The sequence below is a fragment of the Rahnella variigena genome, from assembly GCF_003610915.1.
Taxonomy (GTDB): domain Bacteria; phylum Pseudomonadota; class Gammaproteobacteria; order Enterobacterales; family Enterobacteriaceae; genus Rahnella; species Rahnella variigena.
Genome location: NZ_NSDJ01000001.1, coordinates 3,675,751 through 3,694,391, shown reverse-complemented (window position 1 = coordinate 3,694,391; position 18,641 = coordinate 3,675,751). Strand labels below are relative to the sequence as shown.

The window sequence follows — 18,641 nt, the reverse complement described above, 5'->3', positions numbered from 1 at the left end:
TTTATTCTATGCCAGCCTGTGCCAAAATAGCAGGTCGCGCAGATAAACCCTTTAACAGAATGCACCATCAGGAACAGGTATCTCTTCATGCAGGATCGTAACTTCGACGATATGGCGGAAAAGTTTTCGCGCAATATCTACGGCACAACTAAGGGACGTATCCGTCAGGCTGTGCTGGGTCAGGATCTGCAAGAATTGCTACAAACGCTGCCTCAGCGACCATTGCGTATTCTTGATGCGGGCGGCGGTGAAGGGCAAATGGCCTGTGAACTTGCTGCTTTAGGACATCAGGTCTTGTTGTGCGATCTCTCCGGTGAGATGATCCGACGCGCCGAGGCCGCGGCGCTGGAAAAAGGTGTGAGCGGGAACATGCAATTTGTACAATGTCCGGCTCAGCACATTGCTGAACATTTGGAACAGCCGGTTGATCTGATATTGTTCCATGCGGTCATTGAATGGCTGGCAGAACCGCGTCAGGCACTGGCCGCGCTGGTCGATTGTCTGGCACCGGGTGGCGCATTATCGTTGATGTTTTACAATATCCACGGTCTGGTCATGCGGCATATGATCCTCGGCAACTTTGGTCATGTCGAGGCCGGTGTGCCTAAAATCAAAAAAAGCTCCCTGTTACCCGATCATCCGCTGGAACCTGCGCAGGTTTATCAGTGGCTGGAAGAACTTGGAATGCAGATAAGCGGCAAGACCGGTGTTAGAGTGTTCCACGATTATTTGCGAAACAGACAACAACATAAGCAGGATTTTGACGAGCTTTTGGCGCTGGAGCAGCGTTATTGCCGTCAGGAACCTTTTGTTAGTTTGGGACGCTACATCCATGTGATGGCGCACAAACCCATTCTGAAGGACGAATTATGAGTGAATTTTCCCAGACTGTACCCGAACTGGTCGCCTGGGCACGGAAAAATGATTTCTCAATTTCGCTGCCAACGGAGCGGCTGGCTTTTCTTCTGGCGATTGCCACGTTAAACAGCGAGCGCCTTGACGGGGAAATGAGTGAGGGTGAACTGGTCGATGCGTTTCGTCATGTCAGTAAAGGATTTGAGCAGACAAACGAAACCATTACCGTACGTGCCAATAACGCCATCAATGACATGGTGCGTCAGCGCTTGCTCAACCGTTTTGTCAGTGAAATGGCGGATGGCAATGCCATTTATCGCCTGACACCGCTGGCGATCGGCATTTCAGATTATTACATCCGCCAGCGTGAATTTTCCACGTTGCGGTTATCAATGCAGTTATCGATTGTTGCGCAGGAACTCAAACGCGCTGCTGATGCGGCCGAAGAGGGCGGCGATGATTTCCACTGGCATCGCAATGTCTATGCACCGCTGAAATATTCCGTAGCTGAGATTTTTGACAGCATCGACATGACCCAGCGCATCATGGACGAACAGCAGCAGGGCGTAAAAGACGATATTGCTGCACTGCTGAATAAAGACTGGCGTGCGGCCATTTCAAGCTGTGAAATCCTTCTGTCAGAAACCTCAGGCACGCTGCGTGAATTACAGGATACGCTTGAAGCTGCTGGTAACCTGTTGCAGGCGCATCTGATGCGCATTCAGGACGCCACCATGGTCGAACTTGATTTGAGTTTCGTCGACAAACTGGTGTTCGACTTACAGAACAAACTCGATCGTATTACCAGCTGGGGTCAGCAGGCCATTGACCTGTGGATTGGTTATGACCGCCATGTGCATAAATTTATCCGTACTGCGATCGACATGGATAAGAACCGGGTATTTGCTCAACGTCTGCGTCAGTCGGTGCAAAACTACTTTGACCAGCCGTGGACGCTCACCTTTGCCAATGCCGATCGTCTGCTGGATATGCGTGACGAAGAGCTGGCACTGCGCAGCGAAGAAGTGACCGGTGAACTTCCGCCAGATCTCGAGTTTGAAGAATTTAACGAAATCCGCGAACAACTTGCGGCATTGATTGAACAGGCATTACAGGTTTATCAGCAACAAAAAACGCCGCTCAATCTGGGCATGGTAATGCGCGAATACCTCAAGCAGTATCCGCGTGCCCGACACTTTGATGTCGCGCGAATTGTGGTCGACCAGGCGGTACGCCTTGGTGTGGCTGAAGCAGATTTTTCAGGGTTGCATGCCGAATGGCAGGCAATCAATGATTACGGAGCCAAGGTGCAGGCCCATGTCATCGACAAATATTGAACACATAATGCCAGCTAAGCTGGCGCAGGCACTGGCAAATTCAGTGTTTCCTGCTCTCGACAGCCAGCTGCGTTCTGGCCGTCATATCGGCATTGACGAACTGGATAACCACGCTTTCCTGATGGACTATCAGGAAGAAATGGAACTGTTTTACAGCCGCTATAGCGTGGAATTAATCCGGGCCCCGGAAGGTTTCTTCTATCTGCGTCCGCGCTCCACCACGCTTATCCCGCGTTCCGTGCTCTCTGAACTGGATATGATGGTCGGAAAAATTCTCTGCTATTTGTATCTCAGCCCGGAACGTCTGGCGCATGAGGGGATTTTTACCCAGCAGGAACTTTATGACGAATTACTGAGTCTGGCTGACGAAAGCAAATTGCTGAAATACGTCAACCAGCGCTCAACCGGCTCTGACCTGGATCGCCAGAAGTTGCAGGATAAAGTCCGCACGTCACTGAACCGCCTGCGTCGTCTGGGCATGGTGTATTTCATGGGCGTCGACAGCACTAAATTCCGTATTACAGAAGCAGTATTTCGCTTTGGTGCGGATGTCCGCAGCGGCGATGACGCGCGCGAAGCTCAGTTGCGGATGATCCGCGACGGCGAAGCGATGCCAGTCGACAGCGCGTTGTCCTTGAACGACGAAAATGAAGACGGCGAACCGCTGGCAGGGCAGCAAGGGCATGAAAGCGCAGAGGATGAACAGGAATGATTGAACGCGGTAAATTTCGCTCACTGACGCTGGTTAACTGGAACGGCTTTTTCGCCCGGACATTTGACCTCGATTCACTGGTCACCACGCTTTCCGGTGGTAACGGTGCGGGTAAATCCACCACCATGGCCGCTTTTGTCACGGCGCTGATCCCCGATCTGACATTGCTGCATTTTCGTAATACCACCGAAGCGGGTGCGACTTCCGGATCACGTGATAAAGGTCTGCACGGTAAATTACGCGCCGGTGTCTGTTATTCCGTTCTGGATGTGGTGAACTCGCGGCATCAGCGCATTGTCGTGGGCGTTCGTCTGCAACAGGTTGCGGGGCGTGACCGTAAAGTCGATATCAAACCTTTCACCATTCAGGGCTTGCCGGTTGCGGTGAACCCGACAGAAATGCTGACGGAAACCGTTGGCGAACGTCAGGCGCGCGTGTTGCCTTTGCATGAACTGAAAGAGCGCGTTGAAGCAATGGAAGGCGTGCAGTTCAAGCAGTTCAACTCGATTACCGATTACCATGCGCTGATGTTTGACCTGGGTGTGATCCCGCGTCGTCTGCGTTCAGCGTCTGATCGCAGTAAATTCTATCGCCTGATCGAAGCGTCACTTTACGGCGGTATCTCCAGCGCCATTACCCGCTCCCTGCGCGACTACCTGTTGCCGGAAAACAGCGGTGTGCGTAAAGCCTTCCAGGATATGGAAGCCGCGCTGCGTGAAAACCGCATGACGCTGGAAGCGATCCGCGTTACACAATCTGACCGTGACCTGTTCAAGCATCTGATTTCGGAAGCGACGTCGTACGTAGCCGCCGACTATATGCGTCATGCCAATGAACGCCGCATTCATCTCGATGGCGCGCTGGTACTGCGTAATGATTTGCTGACCAGCCGTAAACAGCTTTCCAGTGAACAATATCGTCATGTTGAAATGGCGCGTGAGCTGGCTGAGCAGAGCGGTTCGCAGAGCGATCTGGAAACCGATTATCAGGCTGCGAGCGATCATTTGAGTCTGGTTCAGACCGCAATGCGTCAGCAGGAAAAAATCGAGCGTTATGAAAGTGACCTCGAAGAGCTGACTTACCGTCTGGAAGAGCAGAACGAAGTTGTCGCAGAAGCCAGCGAACTGCACGCAGAGCACGAAGCACGTGCGGAAGCGGCTGAGCTGGAAGTGGACGAACTGAAAAGTCAGCTGGCCGATTACCAGCAGGCGCTGGATGTTCAGCAAACCCGTGCGATCCAATATCAGCAAGCCTTACAGGCCATTGAGCGTGCGCGCGACCTTTGTCAGATCCCTGATCTGAGTATTCAGAACAGTGAAGAATGGCTGGAAACATTCCAGAGTAAAGAACAGGAAGCCACTGAAATCCTGCTGATGCTGGAACAGAAAATGAGCGTGGCGTCTGCCGCCCATAATCAGTTCGAAAATGCCTATCAGCTGGTGGTGAAAATCGCCGGTGAAGTGAGCCGCAGCGAAGCCTGGCAGACCGCGCGTGAATTGCTGCGCGACTGGTCTTCACAGCAACATCAGGCGGAACGCGTAGAACCGCTGCGGATGCGTTTGTCCGAGCTGGAAGGCCGTCTGCGTGAACAGCAGGATGCTGAGCGTCAGTTGCAGGAATTCTGTAAACGCACCGGTCAGGATGTGCATCCGGAAGATCTGGACGAAATGCAGCGTGAGCTGGAAGTACAGATCGAAGAATTGCAGGGTGTTGTCTCGCAGGCCGGTGAACGTCGTATGCAAATGCGTCAGGAACTCGAGCAGGTTCAGTCGCGTATTCGCGAGCTGACCGCCCGTGCCCCGGTCTGGCTGGCCGCACAGGAAGCCCTCAGCCAGCTGAGTGAACAAAGTAAAGAACCGCTGGAAAGCAGCCAGCAGGTGACCGAATACATGCAGCAGTTGCTGGAAACGGAACGCGAAACCACGGTTGAGCGTGACGAAGTAGCTGCCCGCAAACGTCGCATTGAAGGCCAGATAACGCGCCTCAGTCAGCCAAGCGGTGCAGAAGATTCCCGCATGATCGCGCTGGCAGAACGCTTTGGTGGCGTACTGTTATCTGAAATTTATGATGACGTTACCATCGATGATGCGCCTTACTTCTCCGCGTTGTATGGTCCGTCACGCCACGCGATTGTCGTGCCAGATTTGTCGCTGATCCGCGATCAGTTAGACGGTCTGGACGATTGTCCTGAAGATCTCTATCTGATCGAAGGGGATCCGCAGTCATTCGATGACAACGTGTTTGAAGTAGAAGAAATGCAGGGCGCGGTGCTGGTGAAAACCGGTGACCGCCAGTGGCGTTATTCTCACTTCCCGCAGGTACCGTTGTTTGGTCGTGCGGCGCGTGAAAACCGTCTCGAAACTCTGCATAAAGAACGCGAAAATCTTTCTGAGCGTTATGCGACCTTGTCGTTTGACGTGCAGAAAATCCAGCGTGCGCATCAGGCATTCAGCCGTTTCATCGGCAGCCATCTGGCCGTTGCGTTTGATGCCGATCCGGAAGCAGAAATCCGCACCCTGAGCGGACGTCGTGGTGAACTGGAACGTGCCATCAATGCACATGAAGGCCAGAATCAGCAGCAGCGTCAGCAATACGAGCAGGCGAAAGACGCTATCGGTATGCTCAATAAATTGCAGCCGCGCGTAGGCTTACTGTGCGATGAAACGCTGATCGACCGTGTGGAAGAAATCCGCGAAGAAATGGAAGAGGCGCAGGATGCTGCCCGTTTCATTCAGCAACACGGTGTTTCGCTGGCTAAGCTGGAACCGCTGGTGTCAGTGCTGCAAAGTGACCCGGAACAGCATGAGCAACTGAAAGAAGATTACGCACAGGCGCAGCATTCACAGCGTCTGGCGAAGCAGCAGGCCTTTGCGCTGACCGAAGTCGTTCAGCGTCGTGCGCACTTCAGCTATACCGATTCTGCCGGCATGCTGAATGAAAACAGCGACCTGAACGACAAACTACGTCAGCGTCTGGAACATGCGGAAGCGGAACGTACGCGTGCCCGCGAGCAGATGCGTCAGCATCAGACTCAGCTGACTCAGTACAGTCAGGTTCTGGCCTCGCTGAAAAGTTCGTTCGATGCCAAACGCGATATGCTCAAAGAGCTGAGCCAGGAATTGCAGGATATCGGCGTTCAGGCCGATCCGAATGCCGAAGCACGAGCCAAAACCCGTCGTGATGAGCTGCATACTGCACTGAGCACTAACCGTGCCCGTTGCAACCAGCTGGAAAAACAGATCACCTTCTGCGAAGCAGAAATGGACAATCTGCAGAAAAAACTGCGCAAACTTGAGCGCGATTATCACCAGAGCCGTGAGCAGGTCGTGTCCTCGAAAGCGGGCTGGTGTGCGGTCATGCGTCTGGTAAAAGATAACGGCGTTGAGCGTCGTCTGCACCGTCGTGAGCTGGCTTATATGGATGGCGACGAACTGCGTTCGATGTCGGATAAAGCATTGGGTGCGCTGCGCCTGGCGGTGTCTGATAACGAACATTTGCGCGACGTGCTGCGTCTTTCAGAAGATCCGAAACGTCCGGAACGCAAAATCCAGTTCTACATTGCCGTGTATCAGCATCTGCGTGAACGTATTCGTCAGGATATTATCCGCACCGACGATCCGGTCGAAGCCATTGAGCAGATGGAAATCGAGCTGGGACGTCTGACTGAAGAACTGACCGCCCGCGAACAGCAACTGGCCATCAGTTCGAAAAGTGTGGCGAACATTATCCGCAAAACCATTCAGCGCGAGCAGAACCGTATCCGCCAGCTGAACCAGGGGCTGCAGGCCGTGGCGTTTGGTCAGGTGAAAAGTGTGCGTCTGAACGTGAATGTGCGTGAAGCACATGCGGGCCTGCTGGATGTTCTTTCTGAACAGCAGGAACAGCATCAGGATCTGTTCAGCAGTAACCGTCTGACCTTCTCGGAAGCGCTGGCCAAACTGTATCAGCGTCTGAATCCGCAGATTGATATGGGTCAGCGTACGCCACAAACCATCGGCGAAGAACTTCTGGATTACCGCAACTACCTGGAAATGGAAGTGGAAGTTAACCGTGGTTCAGACGGCTGGCTGCGTGCGGAAAGTGGCGCGCTGTCTACTGGTGAAGCGATCGGTACCGGTATGTCGATTCTGGTGATGGTGGTTCAGAGCTGGGAAGATGAGTCGAGCCGTATGCGTGGCAAAGATATTTCGCCATGTCGTCTGCTGTTCCTTGATGAAGCCGCGCGTCTGGATGCGAAATCCATCGCCACGCTGTTCGAGCTTTGCGACCGTCTCGAAATGCAGCTGATTATCGCTGCGCCAGAAAACATCAGCCCGGAAAAAGGGACGACGTATAAACTGGTGCGAAAAGTATTTGGCAATAATGAACATGTACATGTGGTGGGTTTACGCGGTTTTGCCGCAGAACTTCCTGCACTGGCCAACACGGAAGCTGACGTTTCCTGATTATTTTCAGAATATGATCATGCCCTGGCTTATGTCGGGGCTTTTTTTTTGCCTTAGCGCTAATTGATTAATTAATCAGATATTTCTATGAAAATTTATCCCCTGATTAATCAGAGGATAAAGATATTCTTAATCACTGGATGAAATCTGAGCTGATGGATTGTCATTGAATGGAAAGTACCCAATCAAACCTTTATTTCGTCTGACGGCTGGCTTAGAGTCTTCAGGTACACGCGGACTGCATTTCATTGAGCTACCGCGCAAAAAAAGAATTCTGTTTATATACTTAAACCAGACATTGCTGGCTTAATTTTGGGGAATGAATTGGGCACTTTACCGGGAGGCAAGGGAAGATGTTAATGAATCAAAGGTCTCTCAAGTTTTTAGTCGCCAGCTGTTTGCTGGCGAGCGGTCTGTCTCCGTGGTTTGCTGCCTGGGCGGCAGTTCCCACTATGCCGGTCGGAAAGACCACGTTATCCAGCGTGCAAAGCATGAGCCAGCTGCAGGCAGAATTAATGCCAAGGGGCATCCGGCCTCTCTATCTGTCATCTCTCTCGTCGCTTTACGCCGCTAATCATATGCAGCCGATGTGGAAAGATCGTGAAACGATACAAATATTTCAGCAGCAGTTAGCTGAGCTGGCTATTTCCGGTATTCAGCCGCAGTTTACCCAATGGGTGAAATGGCTGACTGACCCGGAAGTGACCGGTATGGCACGCGACGTTGTGCTTTCTGATGCGATGCTGGGCTATCTCCAATTTACCAGCAGCGTGGAAGCCAACGGGGATAAGTGGCTTTACGGTACGACGCCGTACAAGATGACCACACCTTCGCTGACAGTGATTAATCAGTGGCAACTGGCGGTGCGGCAGGGTGATACCGCGCACTATATGTCGACACTGACGCCACAGCACCCTTATTACGCCAAAATGCATGACGCGTTGAAAACGATGCTGGCGGACAACCGTCCGTGGCCTGCGATGCGCGGTTCAGCAAGCTTGCGACCTGATCAAATCAGTGATGATGTTCCGGCGCTGCGTGAGATCCTCACCAGAACGGGCATGATGGTTGCCTCGCCGCAGGAAACCAGTGCGCCTAAACCGACAGATGAAACCATCGCCCCGAATACGCCGGGGAGCGCGGCGAATGATGATTTGTCTGTGGATGAAACCGCAGACAAAGCGCAGCCAGCCACCCCAGCGGTGAGTCCTTCAGCGACGTCGGTCCAGGATGTTCTGCCTTCGGTTCAGTCTACTGAAGCGCCGGCACCGGCTGCTGCTGTAGCTGTAGCCAATAATCAGTACACGCCAGATTTAGTGGAAGCAGTAAAACGTTTTCAGAAATGGCAGGGACTTGAGGCGGATGGGATTATCGGCGGGCGTACACGCCAGTGGTTGAATGCTTCACCACAGCTGAGGGCGACTTTACTGGCGCTGAATATTCAGCGATTGCGAATTCTGCCAGGGAATGTGAATACCGGAATTATGGTCAACATTCCAAACTATCAGCTTACCTATTACCTTAACGGCAGTGAGGTGCTGTCGTCGCGGGTGATTGTCGGGCGGCCCAGCCGGAAAACGCCTCTGATGAGCAGTGCGCTCAATAATGTGGTGGTGAATCCACCGTGGAATGTGCCGACAACATTAGTACGTGAAGATATTGTGCCGAAAGCCATGAATAATCCGGGCTACTTCCAGCAGCATGGTTATCAGGTATTGTCAGGCTGGAGCAATGACGCGGAAGTCATCGATCCTTCCATGATCGACTGGGCAATGGTGTCCCCTAATCACTTCCCTTACCGTATCCGTCAGGCTCCTGGAGTCAGCAACTCGCTTGGCCGGTATAAATTTAATATGCCGAGTTCTGATGCAATTTATCTGCATGACACGCCAAACCATAACCTGTTCAGCAAAGACATTCGTGCGCTGAGTTCAGGGTGCGTGAGGGTCAATAAAGCGTCTGAACTGGCGAATATGTTGTTACAGGATGCCGGCTGGAATGACACTCGTATCTCTTCTGCTTTGCAGGGCGGTAACACCACTTACGTGGCAATACGACATCACATACCGGTAAAACTGTTTTATCTGACGGCGTGGGTTGCAGATGATGGTAAACCGCAGTTCCGCACAGATATTTACAATTATGATTCCACAGTGAGATCCGGAGCACAAATTTTGCCTCAGGCAGAAATTTTGCTTCAATAAATGCAGTAAAACTAATCTGATAAGGGTCAGAGTATTTGGCCATACAACGAGCGTGAGCCACTGGCACGCTCGTTTTGCGTTTCAGGGTCGCTTGACTCGCTGATATTTGGCGGTTAAGGTTCGAAACGGTGCAAAAATCGCACTTCTTTTTGACTCTCTTATCGGATAGTAAACTGTTCATGAATGAAATCGACAAACATCGCCGTAAATGGCTGGCACTGGGCAGTGCCGCTATGGGGATTGCATTCCTTCCGGGTCGTGCATTCGCCACTCTTTCCACTCCTCGTCCGCGTATTTTAGTCGTTAATAACTTAAATACCGGCGAAACCCTCAAAACAGAGTTTTTTGATGGAAAGCGTTACAACAAGGATGAGTTGGCTCGGTTGAATCATCTGTTCAGAGACTATCGGGCGGAAAAAGTTAAAGCCATCGATCCCGCCTTATTCGATCATCTTTATCGTCTGCAAGTTATGCTCGGCGGCACCAATAAACCTGTTCAGTTAATTTCTGGTTACCGCTCTCTGGCGACCAACAACAGCATGCGTGAACCAGGCAGTGGCGTAGCAAAACACAGTTACCACACGCTCGGACAGGCGATGGATTTCCATATTCAGGGAATCGAATTGAGCAATATCCGCAAAGCAGCGTTAAAAATGCGGATGGGTGGTGTAGGATATTATCCACGAAGTAACTTTGTGCACATCGATACCGGCCCCGCACGGACCTGGTGATGTGTGTAATTAATGGCCTGCCGATGTGCAGGCCATTTTGTGGAGCCCTATGAAAATCCATCTTATTACCGTCACGGCCTTCAGCCAGAACTGCTCTCTGATTTGGTGTACGAAGACCAATCAGGCCGCCATTGTCGATCCCGGCGGTGAAGCCCCGCGTATCATTCAGGAAGTGTCTGCCAAAGGCGTTCTGGTTACTCAAATTTTGCTCACGCACGGTCATCTTGATCACGTAGGTGCCGCCGCTGAACTGGCTGCTCATTATCAGGTGCCCGTTATTGGCCCGCAGAAGGAAGATCAGTTCCTGCTTGATGCTTTGCCAACTCAGAGCCAGATGTTTGGCCTTGACCATTGTGACCCGCTGACGCCTGATACCTGGCTCGAGGAAGGTGACACCGTGAGTGTGGGCGAAGAAACCTTATCTGTATTACATTGCCCGGGTCATACGCCGGGGCATATTGTTTTCATCAATGATGAAGCGCGTATTGCCATTTCCGGTGACGTGATTTTCAAAGGCGGCGTAGGGCGAAGTGATTTCCCGCGCGGTGATCATCAGGCGCTGATCCACTCGATTAAAACCAAGCTGTTGCCTCTGGGTGATGACATGGTCTTTATTCCAGGTCATGGCCCGATGTCTGACTTTGGTTACGAGCGTAAAAATAATCCTTTCCTGCAGGATGAAATGCCGGTCTGGTAATTATTGATTGCCTGAATACAAAAAGCCCGTCAGTGTCCTGACGGGCTTTTTTAATCGAGAAGCAGTGCTTAACGATTACAGTACGGCGACAATGGCTTCACACAGTGGTGCCATATTGTCGAGTGTGATACCCGCAACGTTGATACGTCCTGAATTCACCGCGTATACACCGAATTCATCCCGTAAACGCAATACCTGATCTTTGGTCAGGCCGCTGAAAGAGAACATCCCGTTCTGATTGATAATAAAGCTGAAATCCTGCTGCGCCCCTTTTTCCTGCAAGGTGCTGACAAACAACTGACGCATACGGTGGATACGCTGACGCATATCGCTCAGTTCCTGCTCCCACAGCGTGCGCAAGGCTTCGTTACCCAGAATGGTAGCTACAACCGCTGCGCCGTGTGCTGGCGGGTTAGAGTAGTTTGCACGGATAACCGATTTCATCTGACTGAACGCGCGATCGGCGGTTTCAGCGTCAGCGGCGACTAAAGTACAGGCGCCGACACGTTCATTATACAGGCCGAAGTTTTTCGAGTAAGAACTGGCGACCAGTAACTCTTTATGGCTGGCAACAAACAGGCGCAGACCCGCGGCATCTTCTTCCAGACCCTTAGCAAAACCCTGATAAGCGAAATCGAACAGCGGTAACCAGCCGTTTGCCACAGACAATTCAGCCAGCTTCGCCCATTGTTCTTCAGTCGGGTCGATACCCGTCGGGTTGTGGCAGCAACCGTGGAACAACACTACGTCACCGGCTTTCGCTTCGCTCAGGCTTTTCAGCATGCCGTCGAAATCAAGACTGTGATTGGCTGCGTCGTAATAGTTGTACTCTGCAACTTCCAGGCCTGAAGCGGAAAATACGCCTTTATGGTTCGGCCAGCTTGGATTGCTGACCCACACGCGTTTGGCGCTGGTTTGTGTCGCAATAAAATCTGCTGCAATGCGCAGGGCACCGGTACCGCCAGGCGTTTGTGCCGTGCGCGCACGCTTGTCTGCAATCACAGTGCTGCCTTTACCGAACAGCAGTTCCTGCGTGCAATGTGCAAAATCAGGCAATCCGTCGATGCTCAGATAGGTTTTCGTGGTTTCATTTTCCAACAGGAACTGTTCGGCTTTTTTCACGCTGGCCAAAACCGGCGTTTTACCCGTTTCATCTTTATAAACACCAATCCCAAGATTGATTTTATTCGAGCGATCATCAGCGCGGAAAAGATCGGTAAGACCCAGAATTGGGTCAGCAGGTGCTGCAGTGATTTTTTCAAACATGTCGGAAAATTCCATAGCCTGATATGACGAAAGAGGGCATCAGGGTACCGCCAGCGCTGTCGTTTGCCAACCGTTTGCGGCAAAAAGAAAGCAGAGTTGTGAGAAGGCGTGTGAGATTAAAATTTTTTATGGAAGAGGGTAGCAAAGTTCGTTTTTTGAATTGATTAAATGCAAAAGGCAGAGCCGAAGCTCTGCCTTGATATCCACTTTGATGCGCCCGAAAGCGCATCGTTAAGCGATATTAGAACTGGTATTGCAGACCAACACCAACGATGTCGTCTGTGCTACGGCCAGATGCTTTGGTGTAGCTGTTGTCGTCCAGCAGGTTGATTTTGTAGTCAACATAGGTAGACATGTTTTTGTTGAAGTAGTAGTAAGTACCTACTTCTACGTATTTAACCAGGTCAGCATCGCCGCCGCCGTAGGTAGAACCATTTTTGGTGAAGCCGTTCAGGTCCTTACCTTTAGACTGCAGGTAGGCGATAGATGGGCGCAGACCGAAATCGAACTGGTACTGAGCAACAACTTCGAAGTTCTGAGTTTTGTTAGCGATAGAATCCGGGTTGCCGTAATCAGTGGTGTTACGTGATTCACCGTAGAAGGTCGCCAGGTACAGGTTGTTAGCGTCGTATTTCGCGCCGAATGCGTATGCGTCAGCTTTATCACCAGCACCATCTTGCTTCTGCAGAGAGGTACGGTTAGAAGAGAAGTAAGCACCTGTCAGGCTAACACCGGAGTCGCCGATAGCATAAGCGGCAGAAGTACCCCAGCCGTCGCCATTGGAATCAACTGCGCCACGATCGTCACGACCTTCGTCGTTTTTACCCTGGTACTGTACAGCGAAGCTCAGGCCGTCAACCAGACCGAAGAAGTTGCTGTTACGGTAAGTTGCCATGCCATTACCACGACCAACCATGAAGTTGTCGTTGTTCTGGTACATGGTGTCATCGCCAAAGATTGGCAATTGGTCGGTGTAGGACATTACGTCGTAGATTACGCCGTAGTTACGACCGTAGTCGAAAGAACCTGCATCGCCAAATTTCAGACCAGCGAAGCCCAGACGAGTTTTGTTGCCTTCGTCGCCAGCGCTTTCTGCGTGGTTAGCCTGAACGTTGTATTCCCACTGGCCGTAACCGGTCAGTTGGTCAGTAATTTGAGTTTCGCCTTTGAAGCCGAAACGGACATAGGTCTGGTCGCCATCGTCGCCAGCGTTGTCAGAGAAGGTGTGACGCGCGTCAACTTTACCGTACAGATCCAGTTTGTTGCCGTCTTTGTTATAGATCTCAGCTGCGTTAGCTGCACCAGCAACTAACAGAGCAGGGATTACCACTGCAAGAATATTGCGCTTCATCATTATTATTACCCTCATTGGTTTTATTTGGACACCTGCCACTGCCTAAATAATTCTTTACGGAACTATTCACGAAAGTTTGGTGTCTCCTGTGTCTGAACGCACTATTCCATCCGTAGTAAGCTTAATCCATAGCGAAAATGCTACTAAATTACTAAATATGTTTCATTCAGAAAAAATGTATTACAAAATGTGTATTTTACGGAACTTTGTGACAGGGATCTATCTTTCAAAATGACTAAGGCCAGCATTGCCGGCCTTAGTTTTGTAACTATTTTGTTAATTAGAAATAGTTTAATTAATTAGAAGGTTGCACTACGTGGTGTACGTGGGAACGGGATCACGTCACGAACGTTTTGAACACCGGTCACATAAGCAACTAAACGCTCAAAACCTAACCCGAAGCCGGAATGCGGGACAGTGCCATAACGGCGAAGATCGCGATACCACCAATAATCTTCTTTATTCAGACCCATTTCAGCCATTCGCGCGTCCAATACATCCAGACGTTCTTCACGCTGAGAACCGCCGATAATCTCACCAATACCTGGCGCAAGAACGTCCATTGCGGCAACAGTTTTGCCATCATCGTTCATACGCATGTAGAAGGCTTTGATATCTTTAGGGTAGTTTTTGACCACAACGGGCGCTTTGAAATGCTGCTCAGCCAGGTAACGTTCGTGTTCAGAAGAAAGATCTACACCCCAGGAAACCGGGTTTTCAAATTTCTGGCCACAATTCATTAGGATTTCTACAGCATCGGTGTAATCCACTTGCGCGAAATCGGATGTTACAAATCGCTCAAGGCGCGCAACAGCATCTTTGTCTATGCGATCGGCAAAAAAGGCCATATCGTCTACACGTTCGTCTAAAACGGCTTTGAAAACATATTTAAGCATGTTTTCAGCCAGTGACGCGATGTCATCCAGCGTAGCAAAAGCCACTTCCGGTTCAACCATCCAGAACTCAGCAAGGTGGCGGCTGGTGTTTGAGTTTTCTGCGCGGAAGGTCGGGCCGAAGGTATAAACCTTGGACAGCGCACATGCATAGGTTTCACCGTTAAGCTGACCGGAAACGGTAAGGAACGCTTCTTTACCGAAGAAGTCTTCGCTGAAGTCGATTTCGCCTTTATCGGTACGCGGCAGGTTTTGCAGATCCAGCGTAGAAACGCGGAACATTTCACCCGCACCTTCGGTATCGGAAGCAGTAATCAGCGGAGTGGACACCCAGAAGTAGCCGTTTTCATGATAGAAACGGTGAATCGCCTGAGACAGGGTGTTGCGCACACGGGCAACTGCGCCAATCAGGTTGGTGCGCGGGCGAAGGTGAGCCACCTCACGCAGGTATTCGATACTGTGGCGTTTTGCCGCCATCGGGTAGGTATCAGGGTCATCCACCCAGCCAACAACTTTAACAGCGGTTGCCTGCAGTTCGAAACTCTGGCCTTCGCCAGGAGATGCGACAACAGTACCGGTCACTTCTACTGAACAACCCGTCGTCAGACGCAGGACGTCTTCCTGATAATTGGGCAGAGAATTATTGATGACGGCCTGTAAAGGATTAAAGCAGGAGCCGTCATAAACGGCGACGAATGAGATACCAGCTTTAGAATCTCTCCGGGTACGTACCCAACCGCGTACGGTGACTTCACTGTCAACCGCAGCACGGCCTTGCAGTACGTCGACTACAGGCACAACGCTCATAGATTTCTCTCTTTCTTTATATATGTTGGCTAAGAAATATTGGACACCCTGTAAATAGGGATTTTGCTATGTTACTTAGCCTTTCTCAGGACACAAGCAGAAATCACCGTTGGTGAAGAAGAATTAAGGGACAATTGACAGGAATAACAGGAAATATTGATATAACGAATAAAAGCCGAGCGGAATGAAATTACAGCTATATAAAGGAAAGAAAGTTAGGAGCAAAATTCCGATGAAGCGCCGGAATGACTCCCGGCGCTTCATTGACACTCAGGACGCTTTTTTAACCAGCGGTAAATCAAAGGCTTTCCGAAGCGCTTTCACAAAGGCTTTGTCCTGACAAATGGTTTTGCCCGGACTGTCAGACAACTTAGCGACCGGTTTACCGTTGCACTGAACCAATTTAATTACAATATTCAGAGGCTTAACGCCGGGAATATTACAAGTCAGACGCGTTCCAATCCCAAACACCAGATTGATGCGCTGATGGAAATGGCGATAAAGGTGCAGCGCTTTATCCAGATCCAGATTATCTGAAAACACCAGCGTTTTGGTCATCGGATCGATTCCCAGCGCCTGATAGTGCGCAATGGCTTTTTCGCCCCATTCAAACGGATCGCCGGAGTCATGGCGTAGCCCCTGATAGGCATTGGCGAATTTGCTGCCGAAATCACGCAGGAACGCATCCATCGTAATGCAGTCGGTCAGTGCAATGCCAAGCTGGTCAGGATATTCATCCAGCCAGGCCTGTAACGCAGCACGCTGGCTGTTTGCCAGAACCGGACTGATTTGCTGATGCGCCTGGAACCATTCATGAGCCTGAGTCCCGACCGGTGTCAGCTGCAATTTATGTGCTAAATCGTAATTGCTGGTGCCGACCAGATAAGGGAATTCATTTTTCACCGTACTGACAATGGCTTCCTGAACTTCGCCCGAGAAACGACGGCGTGTGCCGAAATCCATCAGACGGAAAGCTGAGAGGTCGATATCTGCGGCCTGCTCTTTAAAACTGGCAAGATTTTTACGCAGCTGATCTACGGCCATTTGCGCAGTGACTTGCGGCGAACGGTGACGATGCACCACTTCGCTGATCACCGCCAGCAGCGGTACTTCCCACATAATCACTTCACGCCACGGACCTTCAATACGCACGTGCAAATGCCCGTTGCGATCGGAAACGGTGACGTGTTCTGGATTGTAGCGGAACGCTTTCAGCCAGTTCAGATAGTCGTGCGTGAAGAAGGGCAGACCGGAAAGATAAGCGAACTCGTCATCTGTCAGTCCCAGCTGGCTCATCATCTGGATTTGCTCGCGAATTTCGCTGGCATATTCACCCAGCAACTCATCGCCGCGGCAACGGAACTCGGCTACCACGCTAATATTGCGATAGCGATGATAAACCGCTTGCTGCATATGAAGCTTGTAGGCATCGGTATCTAACAGCGAAGTCAAAATCGGGGAGGCGTATGGAGTCATAGCGCGCTTACAGCATCCTCGTCAGAAACTGAGTGTTTGAACACAAACAACCGTTCCGTAAAAAAAACGTTCTGGATAAAACAGCAAAGTCTGTGAAGTATACCGTATTATCCTTTCAAAGAACCCTCATCACATCATAATTGTCTGCGGGTGGTCGAGGCTTAATTGTGCTTAAACATAGGAAATATGGGCAAACAGGCGATTTTTCGGTTTAAAAAAAGCACAAATTGATTACATAAATTTAATCAACCTGACATTCATAAAAGAAAAATCGGGGCGTTTTTACCCCGATTTTTGTGTGTTCATTACGCTTCGTTTGTTCACGATAGTAAACGATCAGATGTTTTCTAAATTAATGCCCCGCGTTTTAGGTCCGAAAATGCCGATAACCAGCATCACGATGATCATGCTAACGACAATGAACGCTATCACGCCCTGCGTTCCGGCATATTGCAGGATCAGGCCGATCAAAATGCTGCTGAAAACGGTCGACAGGCGGCTGAAAGAATAACAAAAGCCAACGGCGCGAGCCCGGATATGTGTCGGGAACACTTCTGTCTGATACGCGTGATAGCTAAAGGTCAGCCAGGCGTTGGAATAAGTGATCAGGAAGCCGCAAATCACCAACATCACCGGATGGGTCTGCAGAGCGAATAAGGTGCCGAAAACCACTGTCATCAATGACGAGAGAACAATTTGCCATTTGTTTTCAATTTTATCCGCATACCGGCTGCAAATAAGTGAGCCGAGAGGATACGCTAGCGTGATAAAGAAGGCGTACAGCAAACTGTGGGTGACGGTCGTGCCTTTGCCGGAAAGCAGGGCGGGCAGCCAGTTGCCAAAGCCGAAGAAACCAATCGCCTGGAAAAAGTTCATGACTGTCAGCATGAGCGTCCGTTTGCGGTATTCAGGTGACCAGATTTCCCTGAACGTGCCTTTTCGCGGCAATTCAGCGGGGCTTTCTTCTGCGATGTACGCCGGACTATTGCTTACGCCGCAGCGTTTTTCCATCGCGCTCACGACATTATGTGCGTCTTCGTGACGTCCCTGTTGCGCCAGCCAGCGGGCGGACTCCGGCAGGTTTTTACGCACAATCCACACAACCAGCGAGCACAACGCACCCGCAATCACCACGTAACGCCAGCCTGTCAGCCCGAAAAAGGTTTGCGGTACCAGCCACCATGACATCAGCGCGACAGCCGGTACAGAAAGAAACTGAATAAAGAAGGCGAACGCAAAAGCGCGGCTGCGCATATGACTCGGCACCCATTCGGTGAGATACGTATCGATAGTCACCAGCTCAAGGCCCAGGCCAACACCGACCAGAAAACGACAAAGGATGATGCCTTCAGCGGTGTTCTGGAACGACATCAGCAACGAAAAACAGCCGTACCACGCCAGCGCAAACATGAATGTCATGCGTCGGCCGAAGCGGTCAGCATTGGGTGCCAGAAGACTCGCGCCAAAAAAAAGACCTAAAAATGTGGAAGAAGCGAAGGCAGCCTGATCGGATATACCAAATACTCCCGCAGTGCCGATATGAAATATGTTCTCTGCCAGTAAACCCGAACTAATGTATCCAGTTTCGAAAAGGTCGTAGAGTTCGAAGAATCCACCCAGTGACAGCAATATGATGAAGCGCCAGAGTCCGGCGGAGGCAGGAAGCGCGTCAATGCGGGCTGATAATGTCTTGTTATTTAATGTTTTTTGTTTTGGTATCCCCATAACGGGAGCGCAGGTGTCACTCATTTTATTATTAGCCTTAGTGATTCATCGTATTCATGATCATGCTAATGACTCCCGTTCGGATTTAAATATTGAATTTTTATAACGAATAAGAAAATAGAGCATAAAAAACTGCGCA

At 50.7% G+C, this 18,641-nt stretch carries 12 protein-coding genes; 7 read left to right on the top strand and 5 right to left on the bottom strand.

All coding sequences use genetic code 11. The features are described 5' to 3' along the window. Positions 1–87: 87 nt before the first annotated feature. From cmoM to CKQ54_RS17025, 7 genes are all read left to right on the top strand, one after another. On the top strand, positions 88–873 hold the full coding sequence (gene cmoM / locus CKQ54_RS17055) for a tRNA uridine 5-oxyacetic acid(34) methyltransferase CmoM (protein ID WP_120161232.1): 786 nt from the start codon (positions 88–90) through the stop codon (positions 871–873). Then, positions 870–2,192, top strand: a complete 1,323-nt coding sequence (gene mukF / locus CKQ54_RS17050) for a chromosome partition protein MukF (protein WP_112287358.1) — start codon at positions 870–872, stop codon at positions 2,190–2,192. Before cmoM ends, mukF begins: the two co-directional genes overlap by 4 nt. Next, positions 2,173–2,904, top strand: a complete 732-nt coding sequence (gene mukE / locus CKQ54_RS17045; RefSeq protein WP_112287359.1) for a chromosome partition protein MukE — start codon at positions 2,173–2,175, stop codon at positions 2,902–2,904. The genes mukF and mukE overlap by 20 nt, the downstream gene beginning before the upstream one ends. Continuing rightward, positions 2,901–7,349: a chromosome partition protein MukB gene (gene mukB, locus CKQ54_RS17040; RefSeq protein WP_120161234.1), complete on the top strand. Its 4,449-nt coding sequence runs from the start codon at positions 2,901–2,903 to the stop codon at positions 7,347–7,349. The genes mukE and mukB overlap by 4 nt, the downstream gene beginning before the upstream one ends. Positions 7,350–7,702: 353 nt before the next feature. After that, the gene (ldtD, locus tag CKQ54_RS17035; RefSeq protein ID WP_120161236.1) at positions 7,703–9,553 is read left to right on the top strand and encodes a L,D-transpeptidase; all 1,851 of its coding nucleotides are present in this window, start codon (positions 7,703–7,705) and stop codon (positions 9,551–9,553) included. 179 nt (positions 9,554–9,732) lie between these two features. Beyond that, positions 9,733–10,284 carry a peptidoglycan L,D-endopeptidase MepK gene (gene mepK, locus CKQ54_RS17030; protein ID WP_112287402.1) on the top strand — a complete coding sequence of 184 codons (552 nt, stop codon included), beginning with the start codon at positions 9,733–9,735 and terminating at the stop codon, positions 10,282–10,284. Positions 10,285–10,333: 49 nt separating this feature from the next. After that, entirely contained in the window at positions 10,334–10,981 is a 648-nt protein-coding gene (locus CKQ54_RS17025) for an MBL fold metallo-hydrolase (RefSeq protein ID WP_120161238.1), read from the top strand. Positions 10,982–11,056: 75 nt separating this feature from the next. Here CKQ54_RS17025 and CKQ54_RS17020 read toward each other — a convergent pair whose 3' ends face one another. The 5 genes from CKQ54_RS17020 to CKQ54_RS17000 all read right to left on the bottom strand — a co-directional run bounded on the left by CKQ54_RS17020 (position 11,057) and on the right by CKQ54_RS17000 (position 18,526). Continuing rightward, a complete protein-coding gene (locus CKQ54_RS17020) occupies positions 11,057–12,247 on the bottom strand; it encodes an amino acid aminotransferase (protein WP_120161240.1) in 1,191 nt (396 codons plus the stop codon). A gap of 241 nt (positions 12,248–12,488) precedes the next feature. After that, the gene (ompC, locus tag CKQ54_RS17015) at positions 12,489–13,601 is read right to left on the bottom strand and encodes a porin OmpC (protein ID WP_279630514.1); all 1,113 of its coding nucleotides are present in this window, start codon (positions 13,599–13,601) and stop codon (positions 12,489–12,491) included. Positions 13,602–13,900: 299 nt separating this feature from the next. After that, a complete protein-coding gene (gene asnS, locus CKQ54_RS17010) occupies positions 13,901–15,301 on the bottom strand; it encodes an asparagine--tRNA ligase (RefSeq protein ID WP_120161242.1) in 1,401 nt (466 codons plus the stop codon). 270 nt (positions 15,302–15,571) lie between these two features. After that, positions 15,572–16,777 (bottom strand): nicotinate phosphoribosyltransferase, encoded by a 1,206-nt coding sequence (gene pncB / locus CKQ54_RS17005; protein WP_120161244.1) that lies wholly within the window; start codon positions 16,775–16,777, stop codon positions 15,572–15,574. A gap of 336 nt (positions 16,778–17,113) precedes the next feature. Continuing rightward, positions 17,114–18,526 carry an MFS transporter gene (locus CKQ54_RS17000; RefSeq protein WP_208644592.1) on the bottom strand — a complete coding sequence of 471 codons (1,413 nt, stop codon included), beginning with the start codon at positions 18,524–18,526 and terminating at the stop codon, positions 17,114–17,116. Between the last annotated feature and the right edge of the window lie 115 nt (positions 18,527–18,641).

What these genes read in the sequence shown, in the direction of transcription:
- cmoM (WP_120161232.1), top strand. Translation starts at nt 88, where the DNA reads ATGCAGGATCGTAACTTCGACGATATGGCGGAAAAGTTTTCGCGCAAT.
- CKQ54_RS17020 (WP_120161240.1), bottom strand. Translation starts at nt 12,247, where the DNA reads ATGTTTGAAAAAATCACTGCAGCACCTGCTGACCCAATTCTGGGTCTT.
- CKQ54_RS17025 (WP_120161238.1), top strand. Translation starts at nt 10,334, where the DNA reads ATGAAAATCCATCTTATTACCGTCACGGCCTTCAGCCAGAACTGCTCT.
- CKQ54_RS17000 (WP_208644592.1), bottom strand. Translation starts at nt 18,526, where the DNA reads ATGAGTGACACCTGCGCTCCCGTTATGGGGATACCAAAACAAAAAACA.
- mukE (WP_112287359.1), top strand. Translation starts at nt 2,173, where the DNA reads ATGTCATCGACAAATATTGAACACATAATGCCAGCTAAGCTGGCGCAG.
- asnS (WP_120161242.1), bottom strand. Translation starts at nt 15,301, where the DNA reads ATGAGCGTTGTGCCTGTAGTCGACGTACTGCAAGGCCGTGCTGCGGTT.
- ompC (WP_279630514.1), bottom strand. Translation starts at nt 13,601, where the DNA reads ATGATGAAGCGCAATATTCTTGCAGTGGTAATCCCTGCTCTGTTAGTT.
- ldtD (WP_120161236.1), top strand. Translation starts at nt 7,703, where the DNA reads ATGTTAATGAATCAAAGGTCTCTCAAGTTTTTAGTCGCCAGCTGTTTG.
- mukF (WP_112287358.1), top strand. Translation starts at nt 870, where the DNA reads ATGAGTGAATTTTCCCAGACTGTACCCGAACTGGTCGCCTGGGCACGG.
- mepK (WP_112287402.1), top strand. Translation starts at nt 9,733, where the DNA reads ATGAATGAAATCGACAAACATCGCCGTAAATGGCTGGCACTGGGCAGT.
- mukB (WP_120161234.1), top strand. Translation starts at nt 2,901, where the DNA reads ATGATTGAACGCGGTAAATTTCGCTCACTGACGCTGGTTAACTGGAAC.
- pncB (WP_120161244.1), bottom strand. Translation starts at nt 16,777, where the DNA reads ATGACTCCATACGCCTCCCCGATTTTGACTTCGCTGTTAGATACCGAT.